General features: G+C 57.4%; 21 protein-coding genes. 4 read left to right on the top strand and 17 right to left on the bottom strand.

The genetic code is table 11. The annotated features are described in order from the left end of the window. Positions 1–84 precede the first annotated feature (84 nt). The 6 genes from HP459_RS00820 to HP459_RS00795 all read right to left on the bottom strand — a co-directional run bounded on the left by HP459_RS00820 (position 85) and on the right by HP459_RS00795 (position 12,106). The gene (locus HP459_RS00820; protein WP_048966862.1) at positions 85–960 is read right to left on the bottom strand and encodes a 4Fe-4S binding protein; all 876 of its coding nucleotides are present in this window, start codon (positions 958–960) and stop codon (positions 85–87) included. After that, the gene (locus HP459_RS00815; RefSeq protein WP_022649005.1) at positions 960–1,739 is read right to left on the bottom strand and encodes a DmsC/YnfH family molybdoenzyme membrane anchor subunit; all 780 of its coding nucleotides are present in this window, start codon (positions 1,737–1,739) and stop codon (positions 960–962) included. Before HP459_RS00815 ends, HP459_RS00820 begins: the two co-directional genes overlap by 1 nt. After that, positions 1,732–2,361 (bottom strand): DMSO/selenate family reductase complex B subunit, encoded by a 630-nt coding sequence (locus HP459_RS00810; RefSeq protein WP_022649006.1) that lies wholly within the window; start codon positions 2,359–2,361, stop codon positions 1,732–1,734. The genes HP459_RS00815 and HP459_RS00810 overlap by 8 nt, the downstream gene beginning before the upstream one ends. Continuing rightward, on the bottom strand, positions 2,358–4,736 hold the full coding sequence (locus HP459_RS00805; protein ID WP_367670997.1) for a DMSO/selenate family reductase complex A subunit: 2,379 nt from the start codon (positions 4,734–4,736) through the stop codon (positions 2,358–2,360). The genes HP459_RS00810 and HP459_RS00805 overlap by 4 nt, the downstream gene beginning before the upstream one ends. An 88-nt stretch (positions 4,737–4,824) precedes the next feature. After that, entirely contained in the window at positions 4,825–7,152 is a 2,328-nt protein-coding gene (gene pbpC / locus HP459_RS00800; protein ID WP_171935821.1) for a peptidoglycan glycosyltransferase PbpC, read from the bottom strand. Position 7,153: 1 nt separating this feature from the next. Then, positions 7,154–12,106 (bottom strand): alpha-2-macroglobulin, encoded by a 4,953-nt coding sequence (locus HP459_RS00795; protein ID WP_045308551.1) that lies wholly within the window; start codon positions 12,104–12,106, stop codon positions 7,154–7,156. 286 nt (positions 12,107–12,392) lie between these two features. On the opposite strand from HP459_RS00795, the gene HP459_RS00790 reads away from it, so the two are divergent. The 4 genes from HP459_RS00790 to HP459_RS00775 all read left to right on the top strand — a co-directional run bounded on the left by HP459_RS00790 (position 12,393) and on the right by HP459_RS00775 (position 17,022). Further along, a complete protein-coding gene (locus HP459_RS00790) occupies positions 12,393–13,937 on the top strand; it encodes a PTS transporter subunit EIIC (protein ID WP_045308550.1) in 1,545 nt (514 codons plus the stop codon). Positions 13,938–13,949: 12 nt separating this feature from the next. Beyond that, the gene (locus tag HP459_RS00785) at positions 13,950–15,317 is read left to right on the top strand and encodes a 6-phospho-alpha-glucosidase (RefSeq protein WP_022649011.1); all 1,368 of its coding nucleotides are present in this window, start codon (positions 13,950–13,952) and stop codon (positions 15,315–15,317) included. Positions 15,318–15,406: 89 nt separating this feature from the next. Beyond that, the gene (sseA, locus tag HP459_RS00780; RefSeq protein WP_023300716.1) at positions 15,407–16,252 is read left to right on the top strand and encodes a 3-mercaptopyruvate sulfurtransferase; all 846 of its coding nucleotides are present in this window, start codon (positions 15,407–15,409) and stop codon (positions 16,250–16,252) included. Beyond that, positions 16,252–17,022 carry a MurR/RpiR family transcriptional regulator gene (locus HP459_RS00775; RefSeq protein WP_023306706.1) on the top strand — a complete coding sequence of 257 codons (771 nt, stop codon included), beginning with the start codon at positions 16,252–16,254 and terminating at the stop codon, positions 17,020–17,022. The genes sseA and HP459_RS00775 overlap by 1 nt, the downstream gene beginning before the upstream one ends. A gap of 17 nt (positions 17,023–17,039) precedes the next feature. Here HP459_RS00775 and sseB read toward each other — a convergent pair whose 3' ends face one another. The 11 genes from sseB to trmJ all read right to left on the bottom strand — a co-directional run bounded on the left by sseB (position 17,040) and on the right by trmJ (position 25,904). Further along, complete coding sequence (sseB, locus tag HP459_RS00770; RefSeq protein ID WP_032623766.1) at positions 17,040–17,816, bottom strand: enhanced serine sensitivity protein SseB; 777 nt, start codon at positions 17,814–17,816, stop codon at positions 17,040–17,042. A 96-nt stretch (positions 17,817–17,912) separates the two neighbouring features. Beyond that, the gene (gene pepB / locus HP459_RS00765; protein WP_023300718.1) at positions 17,913–19,199 is read right to left on the bottom strand and encodes an aminopeptidase PepB; all 1,287 of its coding nucleotides are present in this window, start codon (positions 19,197–19,199) and stop codon (positions 17,913–17,915) included. A 53-nt stretch (positions 19,200–19,252) separates the two neighbouring features. Continuing rightward, positions 19,253–19,453, bottom strand: a complete 201-nt coding sequence (gene iscX, locus HP459_RS00760; RefSeq protein ID WP_003860650.1) for a Fe-S cluster assembly protein IscX — start codon at positions 19,451–19,453, stop codon at positions 19,253–19,255. 1 nt (position 19,454) lies between these two features. Beyond that, the gene (fdx, locus tag HP459_RS00755) at positions 19,455–19,790 is read right to left on the bottom strand and encodes an ISC system 2Fe-2S type ferredoxin (protein WP_003860652.1); all 336 of its coding nucleotides are present in this window, start codon (positions 19,788–19,790) and stop codon (positions 19,455–19,457) included. A 1-nt stretch (position 19,791) separates the two neighbouring features. Beyond that, positions 19,792–21,642, bottom strand: coding sequence for a Fe-S protein assembly chaperone HscA (hscA, locus tag HP459_RS00750; RefSeq protein ID WP_171935820.1), 1,851 nt, complete (start codon positions 21,640–21,642; stop codon positions 19,792–19,794). A 14-nt stretch (positions 21,643–21,656) separates the two neighbouring features. Next, positions 21,657–22,172, bottom strand: coding sequence for a co-chaperone HscB (gene hscB, locus HP459_RS00745; RefSeq protein ID WP_022649017.1), 516 nt, complete (start codon positions 22,170–22,172; stop codon positions 21,657–21,659). A 198-nt stretch (positions 22,173–22,370) separates the two neighbouring features. Then, complete coding sequence (gene iscA / locus HP459_RS00740; RefSeq protein ID WP_003860659.1) at positions 22,371–22,694, bottom strand: iron-sulfur cluster assembly protein IscA; 324 nt, start codon at positions 22,692–22,694, stop codon at positions 22,371–22,373. Between the two features lie 13 nt (positions 22,695–22,707). Further along, positions 22,708–23,094 (bottom strand): Fe-S cluster assembly scaffold IscU, encoded by a 387-nt coding sequence (gene iscU / locus HP459_RS00735; protein WP_003860661.1) that lies wholly within the window; start codon positions 23,092–23,094, stop codon positions 22,708–22,710. 24 nt (positions 23,095–23,118) lie between these two features. Further along, positions 23,119–24,333 (bottom strand): cysteine desulfurase, encoded by a 1,215-nt coding sequence (gene iscS / locus HP459_RS00730; RefSeq protein ID WP_006176692.1) that lies wholly within the window; start codon positions 24,331–24,333, stop codon positions 23,119–23,121. Positions 24,334–24,450: 117 nt separating this feature from the next. Continuing rightward, positions 24,451–24,942, bottom strand: a complete 492-nt coding sequence (gene iscR, locus HP459_RS00725; RefSeq protein WP_003860665.1) for a Fe-S cluster assembly transcriptional regulator IscR — start codon at positions 24,940–24,942, stop codon at positions 24,451–24,453. A gap of 236 nt (positions 24,943–25,178) precedes the next feature. Further along, positions 25,179–25,904: a tRNA (cytosine(32)/uridine(32)-2'-O)-methyltransferase TrmJ gene (trmJ, locus tag HP459_RS00720; RefSeq protein WP_032622388.1), complete on the bottom strand. Its 726-nt coding sequence runs from the start codon at positions 25,902–25,904 to the stop codon at positions 25,179–25,181. Between the last annotated feature and the right edge of the window lie 78 nt (positions 25,905–25,982).

Below are 25,982 nucleotides of genomic sequence, written 5' to 3'. Positions count from 1 at the left end.
GAGTATGGTGTGGCGCGGATTATAAAGAGCAATAGCGCCATTGCCTATGGTTATGCATAACATTTTTTTAAAATGAGACGAAGATTAGCAACAGCTCGTATTTCGCATGCCGTACTGATGGTGAAAACAGAGCGGACACTGCTTTTCATCAGAACTAAATGACCAGAAATGGCGGTGGCACGTCAAACAAACGGCTTCATATGCCGGTATGGTCACGCTTTTCGCTGTCCCGTCTGTTTGCGTCACGTTTATCGCCGCATGCTGGCATACCGCTTCGCAGCCGCCACACCCCGTACAACGTCCGGTTTCCACGACCAGTTCAGCGTTCTCAAACCGAATCGCGTTTTCCGTACAACTCCGCCAGCACGCGCCGCAGAGTACGCAGGATTCGGTATCGAGAGTTATCTCTGCCTCGCTAAATGCAGAAAACGCCCTGCGCAGCTCACGCTGACCGGGCACGACGCAACAGACCCGGACATCCTCACGGGGAACGTGCATCAGCGCACGCCGGGCGGTATTTACCTCGTTGACGGGTATATGTTTAAACGCCCACGCTGCTTCACCACGTCGACGAAGCGCCAGATTCAGCCGGGCAATCGCCAGCAACCAGTCAGGATTCTGCTCCGCGTCGATACTGATAAAACGAACGTGGTGCTGCGCGTGCCACAGCAGAAGCTCATTCACCCCTGGCGCACGGTCAGTAAAAGGCCCAACAAGCGTATCGCCACACAGAAAACGTTTTCGCGGCGTGATGCCGGTGATGGCTTCAGCGGGGCAGACAAACAGGCAGTCACTGCATTCAATACAGCGGCTGTCATCAACCGAGACGCCGGTGTCGGTAAAAGAAAAAGCCTGTACGGGACAGACGTCCGCGCAGGCGCAGCAGGAAGAGTGGCGAAAACGGCGACGGACGCACGCATGCGTCACGTCCATCGCCGGGGCAAAGGTTAATCCGCCCATCAGCCAATACTGAAGAAAACAAAGCGCAGCATCAGCTCACCCACAATCAGCAAGGCGCTGCCCAACAGCATTGTGCCTCGCGCCGCTTTTAAGCCGCCCGCAGCAAAGCACAACATACCCGCAACGGAAACGCACCAGCTCAGCAGATGCACGGTTCGCAGTTGCTCCAGCATTTGTAACGGTGCGTGTGGGAACGTCACAACGGTGTTGTCCATAGCCGTAATATCTGCCAGCCAGACGGGCTGCATCACCAGACGTGCAATCACCAGCAGCGTGATAATGACAATCGCCGTTCGCACGCGAGTCTGGGAACGTGCCCCAACGGCCATGCAGGCTGAACCGATAATTCCCACCGAACCGATAAACAGCACCAGGGTATTAATGTGATGCCACGTCACCACGGATGCATGCATGTAGATCTGCGCCATGCAGAACACATCCACCAGCCCGACAAGACCTGCCACAACCAACAGCGGCTTCCAGCCTGGTTTTTTGACAAACATCAGCAGCGTTGCGAGGCCAAGTGCCGCAAGATAAAGACTGGCAAAGATAATCTCACGGCTCAGCCAGGAGCTGGATACGTGACGCAGCGCATTGAACGCATTAAGTGGATAGCCCATGTGCAACGCAGAGGCGAGCAGACCGAGGCTGGCCAGCACAAACGCTCCGGCAGCCGGCAGCAGCGCGCTGCGTTGCGTGCTTCCGAAGGCCAGCCACAGCGTAACGCCAACCGATCCTTGCAGGAACAGCGTAAAAATTAGCAGCGGTAACTCATGCATGACGTTTCCCCTCTTTCTCTGCGCCCTGATGCGCTTTGATCACCAGGTTCGGTTTGGTGATGGAGGAATCAGGCAAGCCTTTCACATCACAGACCGCACCATACTTCGCCCGCAGTTCATCAATCGGCCCGAATTTAATCGCTTCGAGTGGACAGGTTGCCACACAGACAGGCTGTTCCCCCTTCGCCTGTAGATCCACGCAGAAATCACATTTGGACATCTGCCCGGTCTGCTCGTTGAGCTGTGGCGCGCCGTAAGGGCATGACCACGCGCAGTAGCCGCAGCCGACGCACTTATCAGTATCTACGCGCACAATACCGTCCCCCGGACGCTTATGCATCGCAGTGGTCGGACAGTTTTTGGTGCAGATTGGGTCGGCACAGTGGTTACAGGAGATAGAGAGCGTGTAGGCAAAAACGTTATTGCTGACGCCACCCTGCCCGGTCGGGATAAAGCTCCCGCCATTAACTTCGTACACGCGACGGAAACGACGTCCGACCTCAAGGTTGTTTTTATCTTTGCACGCTACCTGACATGCTTTGCAGCCCGAGCAGCGAGAAGAGTCGATATAAAAACCCAGCTGTTTGTCGCTTACCGGTGCGTAATGTTTAAACTGACTCATGCTTTAGCTACCTCCACCAGCATGGTTTGATGGGAATTCCCTTTCGCAAGCGCGGTAATACGTGCGGAACTGAGCACGTTCGCGCAGCCGCCCTTATCAATACCCTGCTCGTCCGGCTGCCACCAGGCACCCGCCTGCATGGCCACAACGCCTGGAATGATGCGCGGCGTGACCTCCGCCGGGATCTCGCAAATGCCGCGCGCGTTATGAATACGCACGGTATCTCCCTGCGCAATGCCGCGATTTTGCGCATCCTGCGGGTTGATCCACAGCTTTTGCTGCTGCGCCTCAATTAACCACGGGTTGGCGTACTGGGTGGAGTTAGCGCGGTTTTTTCCTTTCCAGGTAATCAGCTGGAGCGGGAAGCGTTTCGCCAGCGCGTCTTCCGGCCCTTCATGGGCAGGCACGTAGTGCGACAGCGCCGGAATTTCCGGGTGATGCATGTCGTACAGACGCTTCGAGAAGATCTCAATTTTTCCGGACGGCGTCGGGAACGGATGATTCTGCGGATCGCGAGTGTTGTCTTCAAAGGCGACGAACGGCGCGCTTTTGAAAAGGTGCTGACGCGTCTTCTGTAGCGTCGCGAAGTCCGGCAGGTTTTCGTCAGGCATGGAAAGACGCGTCTGCTCCCAGATGTGCTCAATCCACGCTTTTTCGTCACGCCCTTCACTGAACGCGGGTTCGACGCCAAGCTTAGCGGCGACCTCCCGCAGCCAGTCGTAGTCTGAACGGCGTTCAAATTCAGGTTCAATGAGCTTTTCTGACAGGATCAGATAGCTTGCCGTGCCCCAGGTTTCGCCGATATTCCAGCGTTCCATAAAGCTGGTTTCCGGCAAAAGAAGGTCGGCGTATCGGGCGCTCGGCGTCATAAACAGATCGCTTGCGACGATAAACTCAATTTTCGACTCGTCTTCCAGGACACGGGTTGCCTGATGAAGATCCGGGTTCTGGTTAGCCAGATAATTTCCCGCCAGCGAGAACAGGATGCGGATATTGCTGTCCAGCTTTTCGGCATCCTTCAGGCCGACGTCCGCGGTGACCTGAGAGGCATCGTCGGCGGCCTGCACCCAGTTCATCACCGATATTTTGGCTTTGACCGGGTTGTCCGGCATTTCTGGTCCGGCGGCAAATTTCCGGTTTGCGCAGCCGCCATAGCCCGCTGCCCAACCGCCTTTCACCCCGACGTTACCCGTGAGCGTAGCCAGCAACGTCGAGCCGCGCGCGGTGCGCTCGCCGCAGTTATGACGCTGCGGTCCCCAGCCCTGGATCAGCGCAGCGGGTTTGGTGGTTGCGTAGTCGCGCGCCAGTTGCCGAATTGTTTGTGCAGGCACGTGGGTGATTTTCTCTGCCCACTCGGGCGTTTTCGCCACGCCATCTTTTGCGCCGCTAAGGTAAGCCATCAGGGATTCATTGGCCGGAACGCCTTCTGGCATAGTGTCTTCGTCAAAGCCCAGGGTGTAGCGCTGAATAAAGTCGCGATCGTGCAGGTTCTCCGTGACGATCACATACATCATAGCGTCCATCAGGGCGTTGTCCGTGGTGGGAAGCAGCGGGATCCACTGATCGGCCAGGGAGGAAACCGTATCGGAATAGCGAGGGTCGACAACAATAAAGCGAGTGCCGTTTTGCTTCATCTTCTGGTAGAAGTGGTTGCTGTGACCAAAGATCGTTTCCGTCGGGTTATGTCCCCAGAGGATGACCAGTTTGGTGTCCAGCAGCGTGTCCAGAGAACTGCCGCTGGCAGCGGTGCCATAGGTATACGGCGTTGCTGCCGCCGTGTTACCCATACTGACAGAGTGATAGCTTTCGAGATAGCCGCCGGTTAAGTTGAGCAGACGACGAACCATTTTATCGCCGGAAAAAGTCCCGCCGGACACAGCGGTGCCCACATGAACATAGCGTGAAGCCGCACCGTATTTTTGCGTAATAGTTTTTAATTGATTCGCAATAAGGGTGGTGGCTTCATCCCAGGTAATACGCTCGAATTTTCCTTCGCCACGTTTCCCTACACGTTTCATTGGGTATTTCAGTCGATCGGGATGGTAAACAAATTTCCGATAAGCCCGGCCACGCACGCAGGCGCGCATTACGGGCATTTGCGGATCCAACGCGTTATCCGGACGCGTAGAAATTCGGGTCACAACGCCCTCACTGACGTGAGCACGAATATCACACTTGCCGCCGCAGTCAAACGTACTACAGGTTTGCACCACTTTTTCTTCAGGCGTAGTGTCTGAAACCGCCGCGCCCTGTGCCTGTACTTTGCCGGTTTTGACGACAAAAGGCAGAGCGGCGAGCGCCGATCGTGCCTGAATAAACTGACGCCGGGATATGGCGGGAATAGTCCCCTCTCCCTGATGTTTATTTTTTTCCATTGCTCGTTCCTTAAAATAAAAACGCATTCTCGTTTTTTTTCAGGAACGGATATTGATAATTATCAAGCTAACTCTTGAGGAGTAACACTTAGCGATCTAACTCAAAATTGACCGTCGCCGTTTGTCCTGTTTCATCTAATACAACTAACTGATATTTACCCGGTAAATATAATTGCAGTGAATAATTCTTCTGATGTCCGTCCAGCGGTTCTCCATTCAAAAACCACCATCGTTGCCCCTCCCCGCCGCTGGTTGAAACGAACAGGGTCATGTTTTTCTCACCCGGAAGACGTTTAATTACCGCCCCTTCTCTGACGCCTGACAACATCAGCGGCGCCGCATTATGATTATCCAGCGGAGGGCAAACCGCTGAACGGGCGGGGAGACGAGCGGCCCGTTTTTCGGCAGCAGGCAGCCAGGGCTCCAGCGGCAGCGGCCAGACATCCAGCACTTTTTCTGTCGCATCAGGACAATCCGCTGCGACGCGTTTGCCTTCTTTATCCAGCCAGACCGGGAAACGGATCCCGCGAATACCTTCCTGTTCCGGCAGCAGCAGCGTAGGCGGTTCACTGCCTTCCAGCAGCCAGGTTGACAGCCGACGCCGACAGTTTTCGTTCCCTTCAGGCAGGGACTGGCCCCCCGGCCAGCAAATCACGCCCCGTCCTACGCTTGCAGGACGCGGATCGCGCGGCAGACGGGCTTCATCCACCATCGAGCGGGACTGAAGCATGTTATTGACCTGATTCAGGAGCGGAACTGCGCTGGCGAAACCAAACTGCCCGGCAACGGGCGTGCCGTCCGGACGTCCGGTCCAGATTCCAATGACATACCGGGCGTTCAGCCCGATGGCCCAGGCATCCCGGTAGCCGTAACTGGTGCCCGTTTTCCACGCCAGCGGCGCAACCTGGGGCAGCGCACTGTCCGGCAGGGGCTGTGCTTCACTGGCGAGAATGCGACGAATGATCCACGCCGCCCCCTGCGACAGCAGCGGACGTTCGATCAGCGGATCGCCCGGCTGTAAACGCAACCGGCCCGCCTGCCCCTGCCGCGCAAAGGCACTGTAGGCGGCAGCGATATCAGCCAGGCGTGCCCCAGCGCCACCCAGGATCAGGGAGAGGTTGGGCTGCGCACCCGCGGGGAGTATGAGCGGTAATCCCGCGTTGCTCAGCATGCCTGCAAAACGTTTTGGGCCGTACGCTTCCAGTACCTGCACCGCAGGCAGGTTGAGGGAACGCACCAGGGCTTCGCTCATGCTGACCGGCCCATGGAAACCGCTGTCAAAGTTGCCGGGGCGATAATCCCCCGTTTTTCTTGGAACATCCTGTAATAACGAAGCGGGATGGATCAGGCCATCGTCCAGCGCCATGCCATAGATGAATGGCTTGAGGACCGATCCCGGCGATCGGATCGCATTGACCATATCCACGTGACTAAAGCGACTGTCATCATTGATATCTACCGAGCCTACCCAGCCACGCACTTTCATGGATGTATGATCCACGACGATCATCGCCAGTGAACTGCGGGCAGGCAGGCGCGATTTCCAGTTCATTGCCAGCTCTTCAAGCTGTCGTTGCAAAGCTGCATCCAGCGTGGTGACTATTTTTGTGTCGCGGCTTTTACTCAACATCATGCGGGAAAAGAGCGGCGCCAGCTGCGGCATCTGCCGGGGGGCCAGCCAGACCGGCTCTTCACGGGACTCTTTCACCTGCTTCTCAGACCAGACGCCCTGAGTCAGCATGCGGTCGAGCACTTTGTTCCGCGCCGCTTCGGCACGTTCCGGCCAGCGGTCGGGGCGCAGACGGCTGGGTGCCTGTGGCAGTACAGCCAGCAGCGCCGCGTCGGAATAGCTCAGCTGAGACGGCGGTTTGCCAAGATAAGTCCAGCTTGCCGCGCCCACGCCTTGCAACGTGCCGCCAAACGGGGCACGGTTGAGATACAGCGTCAGGATTTCACGCTTGGAGAGATGCCACTCCAGCTGCATCGCCCGCCACAGCTGACGAATTTTACCGCCAAAGGTACGCGGATGCGGATCCAGAAGACGTGCCACCTGCATGGTAAGCGTGCTCCCGCCAGAAACCACTCTCCCGGCGGTGAGATCCTGCCAGGCGGCACGCAGTACAGAAAGCGGATTGACGCCAGGGTGATCCCAGAACCAGCGATCTTCATACTGGATCAGCGCCTCAAGATAGCGTGGGGAAACCTCTTCAATGGTAACCGGATAGCGCCAGATGCCTTCGCTGTCGGCAAAACGCCACAACGGAACACCCTGCTCATCCACCACCACTCGCGCAGGGTTGACCTCTTTCAGGGGCAACGGCCACACGCGGTCAGCGGCGACAATCAGCCCCCCTAAAAAGAGAAGCGCTCCCGCAAGCCACAGCCAGCGGGAGCGAATCAGGCGTGCTATCTGCATCTTACGGAACAACGATCAGCGGGCCACTGGCCGCCCCCGTTGCCCGCCACTGCGGAACATACATGGACTCGACCATAGGAACAGGCACCTGGTAGGTTCCCGGCGTAACGGCACGGGCCAGGTAAACCAGCGTGACCGGCTGACCTTCATTGACCGGCACGGCGGCCACAAAGCGATCGTCGCGGAATTCCATGTGCTGAATATCAGACTGTTGCATCTGATTCAGCAGGTTTTGCACTTCACTGCCGCTGTCCTGCAAGCTGGCGCTGCTGCTCGCCAGATTCTGGTTTTCCAGCTCCAGACCTGCCGGGAGCAGATCCACCACCAGCGCATCCGGTACGTTCTGGCTTGCCTTCACTTCCAGCCACACCAGAACCAGCTCACCGCTCTTAAGTGAAGAGAGCGACTTGCTGCTGCCGTCTGTCGACAGGATATGACGTTCAATCTGCAAGACGTGAGAAGATGGCTGGGGCGCATACTCCGGATAGCCAGTAGTGTCCAGTCGTACCCACAGCGGCGTCGTGCCGGTATTCGTCACCTGCAAGGCACCAGGCTGGTCGCCGTTCAGGTTTTCTACCTGCGCTTTATCACTGCTCTGGGTCTGTTCAGAGAGGGTGGTCGTTGCCTGCCACGCGCCTGACAAGGTTTGCAGTGAACGTCCAGCCAGGAACAGCGCATTGCTCTCCTGGGTTGACAGCCAGCGCTGGCTGAACGCGTCTTCAGATAACGCGTTCAACAGCCTGTTTTGCGCATCCGGCAGCAGCTTGTACTCTTCCAGCAGGGAGAGCATCAGGGCATTATCACGCAGCTGGCTGCCGTAATCCGCCATCCAGTTTCGGCTGTCGTTACGGGGTGTTTTGAGAGCCAGATCCAGCGCCTGCTGGCTGCGCGGTGTATCCCCCATCAGTTTGAGTGCCATGCCCAGCTGCATCAACGGAAGCCCGGAAGCGGCCTGAGCGTGACGCTCCCAGATTTCACGCAGTGCACCGAGCGGCGCTTTTTGCTGACGAGCCAGCACCAGCGAAGCATACGCCTGGACAGCAAATTTGCTGGCCTGGGTGTCGTCGCTGTAGCGGATGGACATCATCCCCGGATCCTGTAAATAGCGCAGCAGTCGGCTGTTGGCGTTATTCACCGCCTCGGCAGGCACGCTGTAACCCTGCTCCCCTGCCCGCACCAGGAAATCCGTAACATAGGCGGTCAGCCAGTACTCTTCCGGGCCGTTTTTATCCCACAAGGCAAAACCGCCATCGTCACGCTGCATTTGCAGCAGACGGGAGATGCCGATATCAATGGCCGCACGGCGTTTATCGTCGGTGTCGCCTTTAATGCCCAACGCCGTAAGCTGTGCCGCGTTGGTGTAGAGGGACGGGAACAGGCCGCTGGTGGTCTGCTCAAGACATCCGTATGGATAGGCCTGAAGTTCACGAATGTAGCGCGCCAGGTTCAAAGGTGGTTTACCGCTGAGCAATAGCTGTCCCTGTAGCGTGGCAGGCGAGAAACCGTCGATATGCTGTGCTGGCGCGCTCCAGGATTCGCCAGGGTTCAGCATCGTGCCCGTATTCACCGTTTGCGCCGGGAATGCGGGGCGTACACCAATTTTCCAGCTCTTCTGCTGCGGCGCAAACGTCTCACCAGGGAGCTGAAGCCCCGTCACCTGAGCAGTTACTTCACCATCGCCATAGCCTTCCAGCGCGCGCACCGGAATAAACAGAGTGCTACGAGCGCCAGGCGGCAGCTTAACCGGCTCTGGCTGAGCACCTTCGAGCGACACCTTACCGGTTGCGGTTAACGCAATGTTCAGCGTTTGCGGCTGGTCAGTAAGGTTGGTCAGGTCCAGCGTCAGGCGAGAGGTATCGCCACTTGCGAGGAATCGCGGCGTGTTAAGCTCGGTGATAATCGGAGCCGCCACAATGATTTTGCTTTCGCTGCTGCCGAAATCGTCTTCCGTCCAGGCCTGCGCCATCAGGCGCAGTTCGCCGTTGAAATCACCGATCGGCAGCGTGATGGTGCCTTCACCGTTGGCATCAAGCGTAACCGGCTGCGCCTGCTGAGCAATAATGGTGACATGGTTCACCGGTGGCTTACCGCCGCGTTTCAGTTCATCGCCGTCTCCGCCAAAGCGCAGTGCGGCAAGACGTCCCTGACCTTCAATCACCTGGCCGTAAACATCATAGATGTCCGCGCCATAGCGCTTCTGACCGAAGAAAGCTTCCCACGGATCCGGCGTGACGTAGTCGGTAATGTTCAGCACGCCGCTATCAACAGCCGAGACCAGCACGTTCACCTTCTGTGGCACAGCCCCCTCTTTTACGCTGGCTTTCACTTTCACAGAAAGCGTCTGGTTCGGACGCATTTTTTGTGGGTTATCAAGTGCGATGCTCAGGCGACGATTTTCGTCCCCCATTGGCAGATGCAGCAGACCAACCGCGCGTTTTGGCGTGGCGGATTTAGATTTATCGCCAGGACGAACCACCAGCGTGCTGAGGTAGAGATCGTGACGTTTCCAGGCCTTATCCACCGGAATGGCGAGATCCAGACCGTTAACCGGTACGTCGATCTCTTTCCACCACAGTGGCCCTTCGCTGGATTCGATCATTGCATAGCCCTTGCCTGCGGCCGGCGCTGCAATATGCAGGTTGATGGTATCGCCTGGCTGATAGGATGGCTTGTCCAGTTTCAGCGTCACACGATCCGGGCGTGCAGCACCCGTGCCATCGCTGTTATCCTGCCAGCTGTACCCCGCCCAGAAGCGCACGCTGCTGACCATGCTATCAGGGGCTTTCACTTCCAGACGGTATGAGCCCCACTCCACCGGGAAGGTGACTTTACCGGTTTCATCGGCCTTGAGGTTAAGTTCCTGCTCGCCCTCAACCAGATCTTTTTGATCAAACTGAGACTGCCAGCCCTCGCTCTCGGACCAGTTCCAGAAGTAGTCGCGACGCTCACGGACCAGACGCACCTGCAGACCAGATACCGCTTTTTTCGCACCGCTGGCATCGGCATAGACGATGTCAAAGCTGGCGTTGCCGTTCTCATCAACAATCGGCTGGTTGACGGTGGTATCGGTGCGGTAGTCGTACACGGCCTTGCTGGCGAACTGTGGGCGGATCCCCGGAAGTTCAGCCGCAGGCCAGATAGCCTGCTCGGCGCGTCGCGTTACCGGACGCCCGCCTGATTCCAGCAGGCTGGCCTGCAAAATCAGTTGCAGCGGCGAGTGCACCTCTTTCCACTGGCTTTCGGTGGTAACCTGTCCGCGCCCCTGTTCGTCCAGCGTAAGCTGCACTTCATCCAGGCTGCGGCTCAGGTTCTCCTCGGCAATATCACCGAACTGGAAGCCAGGCAGTGCAGGCACCGCGTCACGCAGCGGACGCAGGAAAAGCAGGCCTTGCAGAGAATTACCGTTAGCCGGCGCGCCATACAGGTAATAGCCCACAACGTTAAAGTCCACATCCTCCTGCGGGGAAACCGGCGTTTTTTGCCCGGTCAGATTCAGCGCCATACGCTCAGGCATAAAATCTTCGACGTGGAAATCCCACATGCGCTGCTGGTTATCCCCCGTATTCGCGCGAATATGCCACATGCCGGTCTGGGCGCTGCTATCAAGCGGATAGTTGAAGCGATAGAGACCGTTCTCAGGTTGCACAACGACCGTACGCGCTACCTGGCCGTCCGGACGCAGCACGTCAAGTTTTACAGGCTGCTCGGGAAGCGGTTTGCCATCGCTGTCGCGAAGCAGGCCGTTAAGGATCACCGTTTCACCCGGACGATAGAGATCGCGCGGGCCAAACATAAAGAACTGTTTGCTGTAACCCGGGTTACCGGCGATATCAAACTCCGCCAGATCCAGCGCCGGAAGTTTGAGGTCAAGAAGCGTGGTCTGGCCATCTTTACTGGCCAGGATCAGCGCGGCTTCTTTATCGGTTTCCAGTTTCGCATGACCATCGGCGTCGCTGTTCGCCTCGGCCAGGGTCTGTCCTTTATCGTTCAGAAGGGTAATGGTCACGCCTGACTGCGCCGCACCGTTTTCAAGACTCTGGGTGAAGATGTCCAGGCGGTTATGATAACGGTGAGCGGACAGCCCAATATCACTTAAGGTAAAGAGCGTCGCGGCGTTACTGTAGTTATAGTGACCAGCCTGATTCATCACGGCGATATAGACGCCAGACTGCTGGAGCGGCTTAATATCTTTGAGCGGCAGGAGCAGTTTTTCACGCGTGTTGCGCGCCGGGTTGAGGTCGAAACGGCCGGTGTAGACCAGTTCCGCCATCTTCAGCAGGTTGTCAGATTCCCAGTTGGTCAGCGAGTTACGGTACTCCCACTGGCTGACAAACGAGGCCAGCGACTCCGGCTTAACGCGGTAGAAGTTCACGTCCACATTGTTGACGTTGAGCGCCATCACCGGCAACCCTTCCACCACTTTACCCGGCAGCAGCGATCCGCGGCTGGCGAATCCGACCGTCGGTTCAACATCCCGGGTGGTGATCGCTTTTTCATAGTCAATGCCGAATGTCGCTTTGTTCAGCGCCAGCAAATTACGCTCGACGGTGACGACCAGATTACGATTCGGCTCCAGATGGCGCAGGCGCAGCTCTTTCAGATTGGGGGCCAGTTCCCAGGCGCCGTCCACTTTGCCACTTTTTTTATCCACCACATGCACCGTTTTCGCAAAATCCTGGCTGGGATCCAGCGGTACAGAGAAGGTCAGAACCAGTGTCGCAGCGCCGTCGAGTTGCACTTCAGAGGCATCCAGCAGCGTCAACGCCTTACCCTGACTCTGCGCGGCCAGCTTAGCCAGCTTTTCAGGATCCGGTTTTGCCGGGGTTTTCTGTTCTGATGTAGTAGACGCTGCGGGGGCAGCGGCCTGAGGTTTGTCATCGCTGTTATCACAGCCGACAAGCGTAAAGGTGGTGAGCAGCGCGAGAGAGATCGCAGCTAAGCGAAACGGTTTCATCCTATGTCCCTGGCCTGAGGGGCCTGTTGGTCGTCGTCCGGATAAGTATTATCCGCAAGTTTCGTTAATACAAAAAGTCCAATTTTATAATCTGGAAAGCGCCTCGCAGAATGGCATCGCGCTCGCATGCGAGGGTGGAACCGCGATCACACAGCGTAACGTAACATGTTACCTTTCGCGTCATTTGTTTTTAAAACAAGAAGATAGCTGGATAAGCTCGCATCATGCCTGCTAGTTTTATGACCATGACGCACCCCGAGTGCGCGGTTCAATAAGAGAGAAAGCCATGAAACGAGCCGTGAACGCCCTACAAAATTTCGGAAAATCACTTTACGGACCTGTACTTATCTTACCTATCGTCGGTCTGTTTATCGCCTTTGGGAATGTGCTGGGTAACGGCAATCTGGCCGAGTACCTGCCGTTTCTCGGCCATCCGCTGATCCAGAGTATCGGCCAGCTGATCGCCAAATCTGCCGTGTCGGTGCTGGTCAACCTGGCGCTGGTGTTTGCCGTCGGGATCCCCATTGGCCTGGCAACCCGAGACAAAGGCTACGCGGCGCTGATTGGGCTGGTGACTTTTATCGTGTTTATCAATGCCATGAACGTGACGTTACAGCTTCAGGGAGAACTGGCCCCTGCAGAGCAGATGAAAGCCGCCGGACAAAGCATGGTTCTGGGCGTCCAGGTGCTGGAGATGGGCGTTTTCGCCGGGATCCTGACCGGGGCGCTCTCCGGTTATCTGTACAACAAATATTCCGGTGTCCAGTTTAACGGCGCGATGGCGATATACTCCGGCCACTGCTTTGTCGCGATTGTGATGTTGCCAGTCTCTATGCTGCTCGGCGTGGTCATGAGCGAACTCTGGCCGTACGCACAGCATGGAATAAGCGCCCTGGCGCTGGCGATCAAAGGGTCCGGTCCGTTTGGGGTGGCGATCTACGGTTTCCTTGAACGCATTCTGGTGCCGACGGGCCTGCATCATCTGGTCTATACGCCGTTCCTGTATACCGAACTGGGCGGTACGCAGGAGGTGTGCGGTACGGCTTACCAGGGCGCGCGCAATATCTATTTCGCCGAGATGGCCTGCCCGGACGTGAAGCAGCTCAGCAGCACCGTGGTGTGGGATGCTCGCGGCATCAGCAAGATGTTCGGCCTTCCCGCCGCCGCGCTGGCGATGTACATGACCGCGAAGCCAGAGCGTAAAGCGATTGCGAAAGCCATTCTGATCCCGGCGGCGCTGACCTCGCTGCTGGTCGGCGTAACCGAGCCGATCGAGTTCTCTTTCCTGTTTGTCGCCCCGCTGTTGTTCGTGGTGCATGCGGTGCTGACCGGCATTGGCATGATGCTGTTCACCCTGTTTGGCGTTCACGCCATCGGCGCCAACGGAATTATCGATTTTATTCTCTACAACCTGCCGCTCGGCACGGAAAAGTCCAACTGGCCCATGTACATCGTGGTCGGGCTGATCATGTTCGCCCTTTATTTCGTGGTGTTCCGCTTCCTGATTCTGCGTTTCAACATGAAAACGCCCGGTCGTGAAGATGACGATCGGGAGACGCGCCTCTACAGCAAACAGGAATACCAGGCGAAGGGAAATAACGACGGGCTGGGCGAATCGATCGTCGTCGGTCTGGGCGGTCGGGAAAACATTCAGGTGGTTGATAACTGCTACACCCGCTTACGCGTCACGGTGAAGGACGTCGCCATCATCGACGAACCGCGCCTGAAAGCGACCGGCGCGAAAGGGATTATCAAACAAGGTAACAACGTTCAGGTGGTCTACGGGCTGCATGTCAAAAAAATGCGAGAAGCCGTTGAGACGTTTCTCTGAAAGGAGCTAAAGATGTTAACACCCCCATTCATTCTGTCGATTGCCGGCGGCGGCAGCACCTACACGCCAGGTATAGTAAAAAGCCTGATGGTACGCCTGCACGATTTCCCCCTGGCAGAGATTCGCCTGTATGACATCGACGAGGCGCGCCAGAACACCATTGCGCCCGTGGTGGAAAAGGTCATTCGCGACCACAGCCAGAGCATCAAATTTACGGTCACCAGCGATCCGGAGGTGGCCTTCAGCGGCGCGCATTTTGTTTTTGCTCAGATGCGCGTCGGACAGTACAAAATGCGCGAGCAGGATGAAAAAATTCCGCTGCGCCACGGAGTGGTCGGCCAGGAAACCTGCGGACCCGGCGGGCTGGCATATGGCCTGCGTACGATCCTGCCGATGGTAGAGCTGATCGATAGGGTGGAACGCTACGCGCACGAGAAAGCGTGGATCGTGAACTACTCCAACCCGGCGGCGATCGTCGCTGAGGGCGTGCGTCGCCTGCGCCCCAACGCACGCGTGCTGAACATCTGCGATATGCCTGTCGCCGCGATGCGCAATATGGGCGCCATTCTGGGCGTGGACCGTCATAAACTGGAGGTGGACTATTTTGGCCTCAACCACTTCGGCTGGTTTACCCGCGTGCTGGTGGACGGCGAGGACAAGCTGCCGGAGCTGCGTAAACATATCGCGAAGTTTGGCCTGCTGACGGAAGACGCGGCCAAAACCGACCCGCAGCACTCGGATCCGTCATGGGTGAAAACCTGGCGCAACATCAAGCCGATTATGGATAACTTCCCGGAGTACCTGCCGAACCCGTATCTACAGTACTACCTGATGCCGAACCAGATTGTGGAGCATCAGAACCCGGACTATACCCGTGCCAACGAAGTGATGAACGGACGTGAGAAAAAGCTGTTTGCCGCCGCCGAAGAGTACCAGCGCAGCGGGATCTTACCGGACGCCTTCCACGTAGGTGTTCACGGCGAATTTATCGTCGATGTCGCCTGCTCGCTGGCATTCAACCTGCGCCAACGTCATCTGGTGATGGTGGAAAACCGCGGGGCGATTACCAATCTGCCGTACGATGCGGTGGTGGAAGTACCTGCCTATATCACCTCCGAAGGGCCGGAGCCTGTCCGCGTGGGTCAGGTGCCGTTGTTCCACCAGACGCTCCTGCAACAGCAGCTCGCTTCTGAACAGCTGCTGGTGGAGGCAACCATCGAAGGCAGCTACGAGAAAGCGTTGCAGGCGTTTACCCTGAACCGCACCGTGCCGACCATGGAGCACGCGAAAGCGATTCTGGATGAGATGATCGAAGCCAACCGCGACTACTGGCCAGCGCTGCAAAAGGCATGGCAGGACGGTGAAGCGGTGAAAAAATAGGGGCTTGCTCGCGAGTTGAACGTGGTTAACTTGTCGGTGTCAGAAAAAACACCGACAATCCTTTTTTACGGAAAAGAATGGAGGCAACCATGTCCACCTCATATTTTGTCGCCGCCGACTGGCTGATTGAGCACGGCGACGACCCGGAAGTTCAGATTATCGACGCGCGCATGGCCCCTCCGGGCCAGGAGCATCGTGACGTTCCCGCTGAATATCGCGCAGGGCACCTGCCTGGCGCGGTTTTTTTCGATATCGAAGCCCTCTCCGATCACACCTCTCCCCTGCCGCACATGCTGCCTCGTCCGGAAGCGTTTTCCGTGGCGATGCGCGAGCTCGGCATCAGCAAAGACAAACATCTTGTTGTTTATGATGAAGGTAATCTGTTTTCCGCCCCGCGGGCGTGGTGGATGCTGAAAAACTTCGGCGTGGAAAAAGTGTCGATTCTGGCGGGCGGGCTTGCGGGCTGGAAGCGCGACGAGCTGCCGCTTCAGCAGGGCGACGTGACGCTGCCGGAAGGCGAATTCGATGCCACGTTCGACGCACACGTGGTGAAACGCCTGACCGACGTGCTGGTCGTGAGCCATGAAAACACGGCGCAAATCGTCGATGCCCGTCCCGCTCCACGCTTCAACGCTGAAGCGGATGAGCCGCGTCCGGGGCTGAAGCGCGGACATATCCCGGGGGCGCTGAACGTGCCGTGGGGCGATCTGGTGTTTGAAGGCGAGCTGAAAACCACCGATGAATTGCGTGCCATTTTTGAACGTCAGGGCGTGGATTTGCATCGTCCGGTTATTGCCAGCTGCGGCTCCGGCGTGACGGCCTGCGTGGTGATCCTGGCGCTGGCAACCCTTGGCGCGAATGACGTGACGCTGTATGACGGCGCCTGGAGTGAATGGGGTGCACGGGACGATCTGCCGGTAGAACCGGCGAAATAATGGATAACCGCCTGGCAACGCTGTTAACACGCGGGTCGTCACTGACCCGCGCGGAGTATCGCGTCCTCGCCCACCTCACTGAGCATCCGCTGCTGGTGGGCAATATCACGGTGCGCGAGCTGGCGCTGGCGACATTTGTCTCCACCGCGACGATTATGCGGCTGTGCCAGAAGCTGGGCTTCAGCGGATTTAGCGAGTTTATCTGGCACTGCAAGCAGCTGCTTTCTGACACGCCGCATATCACCGTACAGTCTGCGCAACATGCAGAAATGCCCGCGCTTTTTGCCCGGTTTATTGCCAACTATCAGCAGACCTTCCAGTGGGTTACCCAGGACAAACGCCAGCAGTTTGCCAGCCTGCTGCGCCAGAAAGAGAGCTTCTTTCTCTACGGCGCCGGGTTTTCATATCTTTTTGCCGAGTACCTGACCAAGAAGTTGCAGGTGCTGGGAAAAACCGCGTTCATCTCCGGACCGGGGGACAGCCGGAATATTTTTCTCAGCAACGCCGCACGCTATCAGGTATTTATTGCCGTTTCGCGCAGCGGCGAAACGGAGCAGGTGCTGGATAAAGCGCGGATCGCCAAAAACGTCGGCATGACGATCGTCGCGTTTACCCGCGCGTCGGCCAATACGCTGGCAGGTATGGCCGACGTGCATTTTGCCCTCTATGACGAAGCGGTACATTTCGCCGCCGAAGCCGCAGGGGTGACGTCGTTTGAGTCGAATCTGGTGCTGCTGATGGATTTACTGTTGCTGGAAGCAACGGGGTGAAGGTCACCCCGCCGTAATCAGATAATGCGGTTGGTCTTGAGATCGCGCAGGAAGCCGCCCCAGCGACGCTCGTAGAACGGGGTGATGTGCTCGGTAATAAAGTGGCTGATGCCCTGCTCACCTTTCTTCACCTGACAGATATCAATCGGCTCATCGCCCGGGAGCGTGTCGGTCGCTACGCTTCCCGCCGCCTGGATGATCTCGTCGATATCGCCATCGGCCTCAATTCCAATCAGCAGAACAGGCTTTTCGTCAGCGCTCTCTTTGATGGAGCAGAGGAACGCGCGTTTTACCGGCTTGATGGTTTTAAACAGCGTGGTCAGGGAGTCAATCATCTGCGCGGGCGGCTCAGCCACTTCAGACAGCAGCAGCGTTTCGCCCCCTTCCAGCACCTCCTGGGTGCTGAGCGGGTTGCCCTCGTCACCAATCAGATGGCTGATTTCACGCGGAGTGAACTCTTTCCCGGTCGGCAGTTTGGCATTGAGGAATAGCGTCTGCCCCAGCGTCATTTCGAACAACGTGCGCACCGGCATCACCACGAACGCCTGTTCGTCTTCTACCGCTTCCTGCAAGGCCTCGAGCGAGGTAAAGAACGGGATCACCGACGTGCCGTCGTCTTTCTCCCAGTGCAGCAGATCCAGGGCGCTGTCTTCGACAACCTGCTCCCCTTCTGCTGCGGTGCCCGGCACCCAGACGGTGGATTCCAGCAGCGTGCGGAAAAAGGCCGGACGGTGGGCGGGCTCGGTCGCCGCCTGCTCCAGCAGGGTTTCTAATTCGTTTTTGGTTTCTGACATAGTTTGGCTACTTCACAATTGCCCGGCGGCGCTACGCTTGCACGGGCCTACGGGTTTTGTAGGCCGGGTAAGCGTAGCGCCACCCGGCAAAAAAGATCACTCAGCCGTCAGCAGGTTCGCCACGGTACGCACACCCAGACCGGTTGCGCCTGCTGACCACTGCTCAACCGCCGCTTTACGGTAGGTTGCGGAGCAGTCAATGTGCAGCCAGCCTTCATGGTAGTTCTCAACGAAGTGAGACAGGAAGCCTGCTGCTGTGCTGGCTCCCGCCGGGTACGCCGCGCTCGCGGTGTTGTTCAGCTCGGCGAAGTTAGACGGCAGCTGGCTGCGGTGGAACTCGGCCAGCGGCAGACGCCAGAACGGCTCGTTTTCCGCCGCCGCGCTGGCCAGCAGGCGAGCGGCCAGCTTGTCGTCGAAGCTGAACAGCGCATGGTAATCGTTGCCAAGGGCAGTTTTCGCCGCGCCGGTCAGGGTCGCCATGTCGATAATCAGCTCCGGCTTCTGCGCAGAGGCGTCGATCAGGCCATCGGCCAGCACCAGACGGCCTTCGGCATCGGTGTTCATCACCTCAACATTTTTACCGTTGCGGTAGCGAATGATGTCGCCCAGCTTGAAGGCATTGCCACTCACCATGTTATCCGCACAGCACAGGTAGAGCTTCACGCGCTTGTTCAGACCACGGGTGATGGCGAACGCCAGCGCGCCGGTAATGGTCGCCGCGCCGCCCATGTCGGACTTCATGGAGTCCATGAACGCGCTCTGCTTCAGGCTGTAACCGCCGGTATCGAAGGTGATACCTTTCCCGACCAGACAGGCAAAGACCGGCGCTTCTTTATCGCCGGTTGGGTTGTAATCCAGTGCCAGCAGGACCGGAGGACGCTCGGAGCCACGACCCACGGTGTGGATACCCATGTAATTTTGTTCGCGCAGGTCTTCACCTTTGGTGATGCGGTAGGTCATCTTGTCGTCCGCCACGCCGCACAGCAGGTCAACCGCGCGCTGCGCCAGCTGCTCAGGCCCCAACTCTTCCGCCGGGGCGTTGATGGTGTCGCGCACCCAGTCGATAATTTTCAGGCGGCTTTCCAGCTCTTTCTGACCGGCTTCATCGAGGTTCGCCCACTCAATTTTACGGGTGCCTTTCGGCCCTTTGTAACCCGCCCAGAAAGCCCAGCTGCGGTCTGTGTCCCAGCCTTCGCCAGCCAGAGTGACATGCTTAATGCCCAGGCCGTCAATTTTACGCGCGGCGCGCTGGATCAGGCCCAAATCATCGTTACCCGTCAGGTGCAGGGTAATACCGTCGTTATTGATGCTCCAGGTGGCTTTCTCGCCCCAGCGTGCGTCGGCTGGCTGCGTGGAGAGTGTAATCTTCATCGCTTCGGTCATTTTATTTGTCCTTATTAGCAAACGGGCCGCCTGAAGGCAGCCCGTTAAGTGATTTACTCTGCTTCATCTAACCAGACTAACAGAATCGCCTCCAGAATTTTTTCATTGGATGCGTTTGGATCGTCGTCAAAATCCTCTAAATCGCAGATCCACTGATGCATGTCGGTGAATCGTACGGTCTTCGGATCGAGATCCGGGTTCGCGTCGTAGAGCGCTTCGCCGATTTCACGGCTGTCAGTCCACTTCAGTCCCATATTAATGCTCGCGTGCGTGGTTGATGGTGTAGCGTGGGAATTCCACGACCAGATCTTCATCGGTCACCGCCGCCTGGCAGCTTAAGCGGCTGTCTGGCTCCAGACCCCATGCTTTGTCCAGCATGTCGTCTTCGTCTTCGGTGCTCTCGGCGAGAGAATCAAAACCTTCACGCACGATGCAGTGGCAGGTGGTGCAGGCACAGGATTTTTCACAGGCGTGTTCCACTTCGATACCTGCACGCAGGGCTACATCGAGAATGGTTTCACCGGTCTTCGCTTCCAGAACAGCGCCATCCGGACAGAGGTCCGCATGAGGCAAAATAACAATCTTTGGCATATTAAACCTCGTCCACGGACTGGCCTTTCAGCGCGACGCGGACAGATTTGTCCATGCGGCGAGCAGCGAAGTCCTGGGTTTGTTTATCAACGTTTTTAATGGCTTCTTCTATTGCGTCAGCGTCATTGCCTTCGGCCACGGCGCTTAAGCGCGCAGCAGCGTCGTCAATCACCTGGCGCTCAGCGGCGCTTAACAGCGCGGCGTCGGCAGCGAGCGCGCCGTTCAGGCTCTCCAGCACGCGTGCGGCTTCCACTTTTTGTTCCGCCAGCATACGCGCCTTCACATCCTGCTCGGCGTAGCTCATTGAGTCCTGAATCATGGAGGCGATTTCGCCATCGGTCAGGCCGTAGGACGGCTTCACCTGAATGGACGATTCGACGCCGGTGGATTTTTCCATCGCCGTCACGCTCAGCAGACCGTCCGCATCTACCTGGAAGGTGACGCGAATATGCGCCCCGCCCGCCGGCAGCGCCGGAATTCCTCGCAGCGCAAAGCGCGCCAGAGAGCGGCAGTCCTGCACCAGCTCGCGCTCGCCCTGCATCACGTGGATGGACATCGCGGTCTGGCCGTCTTTGAAGGTCGTAAACTCCTGCGCGCGCGCCACCGGAATGGTGGTGTTACGGGGAATGACTTTCTCCACCAGGCCGCCCATGGTTTCTAAACCCAGAGACAGCGGGATGACGTCCAGCAGCAGCATTTCGCTGTCCGGCTTGTTGCCGACCAGGATATCGGCCTGGATAGCGGCACCCACGGCAACCACTTTGTCCGGGTCGATAGAGGTCAGCGGCGTGCGGCCAAAGAATTCCCCTACGCGCTCACGTACCAGCGGCACGCGGGTTGAGCCGCCAACCATGACCACTTCCAGCACCTCGTTAGCCTCAACGCCCGCATCTTTCAATGCGCGACGGCAGGCCAGCAGGGTACGCTTAACCAGAGGCGCAATCAGTTCGCTGAACTGGTCGCGGGTGATCTCACCCTGCCAGCCTGCGACGTTCACGCTGACGGACTGCGCATCGCTCAGGGCGATTTTGGCGTCGATGGCCGCATCCAGCAGTTCACGCTGGACGCGCGCATCGCTGCGATCGCTGATGCCCGCCTGCTCGCGGATGTAGTCCGCCAGCAGATGGTCGAAGTCATCGCCGCCGAGCGCGGAATCCCCGCCGGTGGCCAGCACTTCGAACACACCGCGGCTTAAGCGCAGGATAGAGATATCAAACGTTCCGCCGCCGAGATCGTAAACCGCAATCACCCCTTCCTGACCGGAATCGAGGCCGTAGGCAATGGCTGCCGCTGTCGGTTCGTTCAGCAGACGCAGCACGTGCAGGCCCGCCAGACGCGCGGCATCTTTGGTGCCCTGACGTTGTGCATCGTCGAAGTAGGCCGGAACGGTGATTACCACGCCGTCCAGATCGCCACCGAGCGTCGCCGTCGCGCGCGCCGCCAGCGCTTTGAGGATGTCAGCGGAAACACGAATCGGGTTCAGCAGACCGGCAGATGTCGCAATCATCGGCAGGCCGTTTTCGCTGGCCTGTAACTGGTACGGCAGATGCGGATAACGGGTCTGGATATCCGCCAGCGAGCGGCCCATCATGCGCTTAACCGAGCTGATGGTGTTAGCCGGATCGCGCGCGGCATTGGCGCGGGCATCAAAGCCGACAGCGTGACCCTGCTGCTGGTAGTGGACCACGGAAGGCAGCAGATGGCGGCCCTGCTCGTCAGCCAGCGTTTCCGCCTGGCCGCTACGCACGGTCGCCACGAGAGAATTGGTGGTGCCCAGGTCAATACCGACCGCCAGACGACGCTGGTGCGGTGCGGCGCTAAAGCCTGGCTCACTAATTTGTAATAAGGCCATAATTGCTTCCGAAATTAAAAATCGAGCAGCTTTTCTTCGAGTTGTTCAGCACTGCTTCGCAGTTTATCGAGAAAACGGAGTTTGCGCACAGTGTCTGCCGCCACGTCCCAGGTCTCGTTGTTCAGTTGCTCAACCATCTGCTGATGGCGGGTATCGAACATGCCCTTTACGCGCTGGAGAAAACGTTCCAGACGCGCTTCGTCTTTAGCCTGTTCAATTTCATCCAGCTCTTCGCGAAGCTCCAGCTGCTCCATCAGAAACGCGGTGTCGCGCACGGTATGCTGTTCGCTCGCCAGATCAAAACCGTGGAGCGAGAGCAGATATTCTGCACGCGCCAGCGGATGACGCAGCGTTTGCCAGGCCTGGTTGATGGTTGCGGAGTGTGATACCGCAGCCAGCTGCTCTGCCTGCGTCCCGCTGGCGAATTTATCCGGATGGTACTGACGCTGGAGATCCTGAAAACGGATCGTCAGCGCCTGGAGATCAATCGGGTATTGAGCGGGTAGTCCGAAGAGAGTGAAGTAATCCATAACAATCTCAGGGGTAGCCTGTTAGAACAAACCCCACGCGCAGCACAGCCACGGTGGGGTTATACCTTCTTACTTCGCGCTGCAGATGCGTTGTCTGCGCTCGTTCACCCCAGTCACTTACTTAAGTAAGCTCCCGGGGATTCACTCGCTTGCCGCCTTTCTGCAACACGAATTAATCGGTATAACAGCGGAACGCGGTTAAACGTGGAAGCTTTCGCCGCAACCACACTCGTCTTTGACGTTCGGGTTCGTAAATTTGAACCCTTCGTTCAGGCCTTCTTTTACAAAGTCCAGCTGAGTGCCGTTGAGAAATTGCAGGCTTTTGCCATCGACCACCACCTTCACGCCCTTGTCTTCAAACACGGTGTCATCAGACGCCGGTTCGTCAACAAACTCCAGTACGTAAGCCATACCAGAACAGCCGGAGGTACGTACGCCCAGTCGCAGGCCAAAGCCTTTACCACGGTTCGCCAGAAAAGAGCTTACTCGCGCGGCAGCGCTGTCGCTAAGGGTAATCGACATACTCAAACCTCAATTATTTTGCTTCACGTTTGCTTTTGTAATCCGCAATGGCGGCTTTGATCGCGTCTTCTGCCAGAATTGAACAGTGAATTTTCACCGGCGGCAGTTCGAGTTCTTCAGCAATGTCCGTGTTTTTGATTGCCTGTGCTTCGTCCAGAGACTTGCCCTTCACCCACTCGGTGACCAGGGAGCTGGAGGCGATAGCAGAACCGCAGCCGTAGGTCTTGAAGCGCGCGTCTTCAATGATACCTTCATTGTTGACTTTAATCTGCAACTTCATCACGTCGCCACACGCTGGCGCGCCAACCATACCGCTACCGACAGATTCGTCGCTGTTGTCAAAAGAGCCAACGTTGCGCGGGTTCTCGTAATGATCGATAACTTTTTCGCTGTATGCCATGATTGAATTCTCCTTATGTACCGATTAGTGATGTGACCATTCAATGCTGTTCAGATCCACGCCCTGCTTGAACATTTCCCACAGTGGAGAAAGGTCGCGCAGACGGCCGATGGAGTTACGAACCAGTTTGATGGTGTAGTCAATCTCTTCTTCGGTAGTGAAACGACCTAAAGAGAAACGGATAGAGCTGTGTGCCAGCTCGTCAGTCATGCCCAGCGCACGCAGCACGTAGGATGGCTCCAGGCTTGCAGACGTACAGGCAGAACCGGAAGAAACGGCCAGGTCTTTCAGCGCCATGATCAGCGACTCGCCTTCAACATAGTTGAAGCTGACGTTGAGGATGTTCGGCGCGCCCTGCTCGAGATCGCCGTTCAGATAGACTTCTTCCATATCCTTGACGCCGTCCCACAGACGGTTACGCAGCGTACGCAGGCGTGCCATCTCGCTTTCCATCTCTTCTTTCGCGATGCGATACGCTTCGCCCATGCCCACAATCTGGTGAACAGGCAAAGTACCGGAACGCATGCCGCGCTCGTGACCGCCGCCGTGCATCTGTGCTTCGATGCGGATACGTGGCTTGCGACGAACGTACAGCGCGCCGATGCCTTTAGGGCCATAGATTTTGTGACCGGAGAAGGACATCAGGTCCACTTTCAGCTGGCTCAGGTCGATAGGCAGTTTGCCCACGCTCTGGGTCGCATCCACGTGGTAGATGATGCCGCGCGCACGGCACATTTCGCCGATGGTGGCGATGTCCTGCACAACACCGATTTCGTTGTTAACGTGCATGATGGAAACCAGAATGGTGTCATCACGCATCGCCGCTTCGAGCTCTTTCAGGTCGATGATCCCGTTGCTCTGCGGCGCCAGGTAAGTCACTTCGAACCCTTCACGCTCCAGCTGACGGCAGGTGTCCAGCACGGCTTTGTGTTCGGTTTTGCTGGTGATGATGTGCTTGCCTTTTTTCTGATAAAAGTTGGCTGCACCTTTGATCGCCAGGTTGTCGGATTCGGTCGCACCGGAGGTGAAAACAATTTCACGCGGGTCGGCACCGACCAGGTCAGCAATCTGATTACGGGCGATATCAACCGCCTCTTCAGCATGCCAGCCAAAACGGTGTGAACGGGAAGCTGGGTTACCAAAGTTTCCGTCCAGGGTCAGACACTGCATCATTTTCTCGGCAACACGCGGGTCCACCGGCGTGGTTGCGGAGTAGTCGAGATAAATCGGTAATTTCATTGCTCTATAAACTCCGTACATCGCTTCAATGCAAGGAATCAGGCAACCGGCTGGATGTACGACCGAGTACGCGGGGTGTGACCACCCCGGCCTGATTCTGAATACTTATCTTTTTAATTACGCGCGCAGTTTAACGTCGATGGCGTCCTGCGTGCGGGTGCTGCGTTGTGAATCCTGACTGTGCTGACGACCAGAAACATCCAGAACTTCCTGGTTATTAACCAGCTCACCCAGGGTGATGTTATTCAGGAAGCCGGTCAGACGGTCGCTCAGATCGCGCCACAGCGCGTGGGTCAGGCATTTATCGCCGCCCTGGCAGCCGCCTTTGCCCTGGCAACGGGTCGCATCAACGGATTCGTCAACTGCGCTAATCACTTCGCCAACCGCAATACTGCCCGCGTCTTTACCCAGCAGATAACCGCCGCCCGGGCCACGAACGCTGGACACCAGTCCATTTTTACGCAGTCTGGAGAACAGCTGTTCCAGATAAGAGAGGGAGATCCCCTGTCGTTCAGAAATATCAGCCAACGGAACCGGGCCCGCTTCGGAGTTGAGCGCAACGTCCAGCATCGCGGTCACGGCATAACGCCCTTTAGATGTCAGTCTCATGTCTTACTTAACCTCAAACTCGCCCCTGCCCGGGGTTTTTTATTGTAAAATGGGGGTATTGCATAGCAGGGCCAAGTCTGACATTCCTGACTAAATTGGTCAACTATTTACTTGACTGTTTTAGTCAGGTATTTAACCTTCTGTGCCGTATTTTTTGCCCGGCGGCGCTGCGCTTGCACGGGCCTACGGGCTTTGTAGGCCGGGTAAGCGCAGCGCCACCCGGCGAACACACTGCACTACTCTTTATTCTTCTGCTCAATCGACGCCAGGATCCCGCGCAGGATGTTCAGCTCCTGGCTTTCCGGACGCGCGCGGGTGAACATACGGCGCAGCTTGTTCATCACCTGTCCCGGGTGACCTTCGCGGATAAAGCCAGTAGAGAGCAGCGTCTGCTCCAGGTGGCCGTAGAAGCGCTCAAGATCGTCCACCAGCGGGTAGGCCGTCTCTTCTTTAGGTTCGACCTGTTTCTCCTGCGTCGCCAGCCATGCCATGCGCACTTCGTAGGCGATTACCTGCACCGCCATCGCCAGGTTCAGCGAGCTGTATTCCGGGTTTGCGGCAATCGCCACGTGGTAGTGACACTTCTGTAGTTCCTCGTTGGTCAGGCCAACGCGTTCACGACCAAACACCAGCGCAACCGGCGCCTGTTCCGCTTCTGAGATACTTTTCAGGCCGCATTCGCGCGGGTCCAGCATCGGCCAGGGCAGCGTACGGGAGCGCGCGCTGGTCCCCACCACCAGACTGCAACCGGCCAGGGCTTCGTCCAGGGTGTCCACAATCTGTGCATTCCCGATCACGTCGCTGGCGCCGGCCGCCAGCGCAATAGCCTGAGAGTCTGGTTTCACCAGCGGATTAACCAGCCACAGGTTCGTTAAGCCCATGGTTTTCATAGCGCGGGCCACAGAGCCCATGTTGCCGGTGTGCGATGTTTCGACCAGCACGATTCGAATGTTTTGCAGCATAATTTTTAGATGTCTGGATTCAGTGTCTGAAGAATATTCGGGCATATTATCATAAACGAGAGACATAATCCGATCCCG

Origin of the sequence: Enterobacter sp. CM29, from assembly GCF_013179605.1 — a bacterium.
Lineage (GTDB): Bacteria > Pseudomonadota > Gammaproteobacteria > Enterobacterales > Enterobacteriaceae > Enterobacter > Enterobacter intestinihominis.
This window is presented reverse-complemented; position numbering and strand designations above follow the sequence as displayed.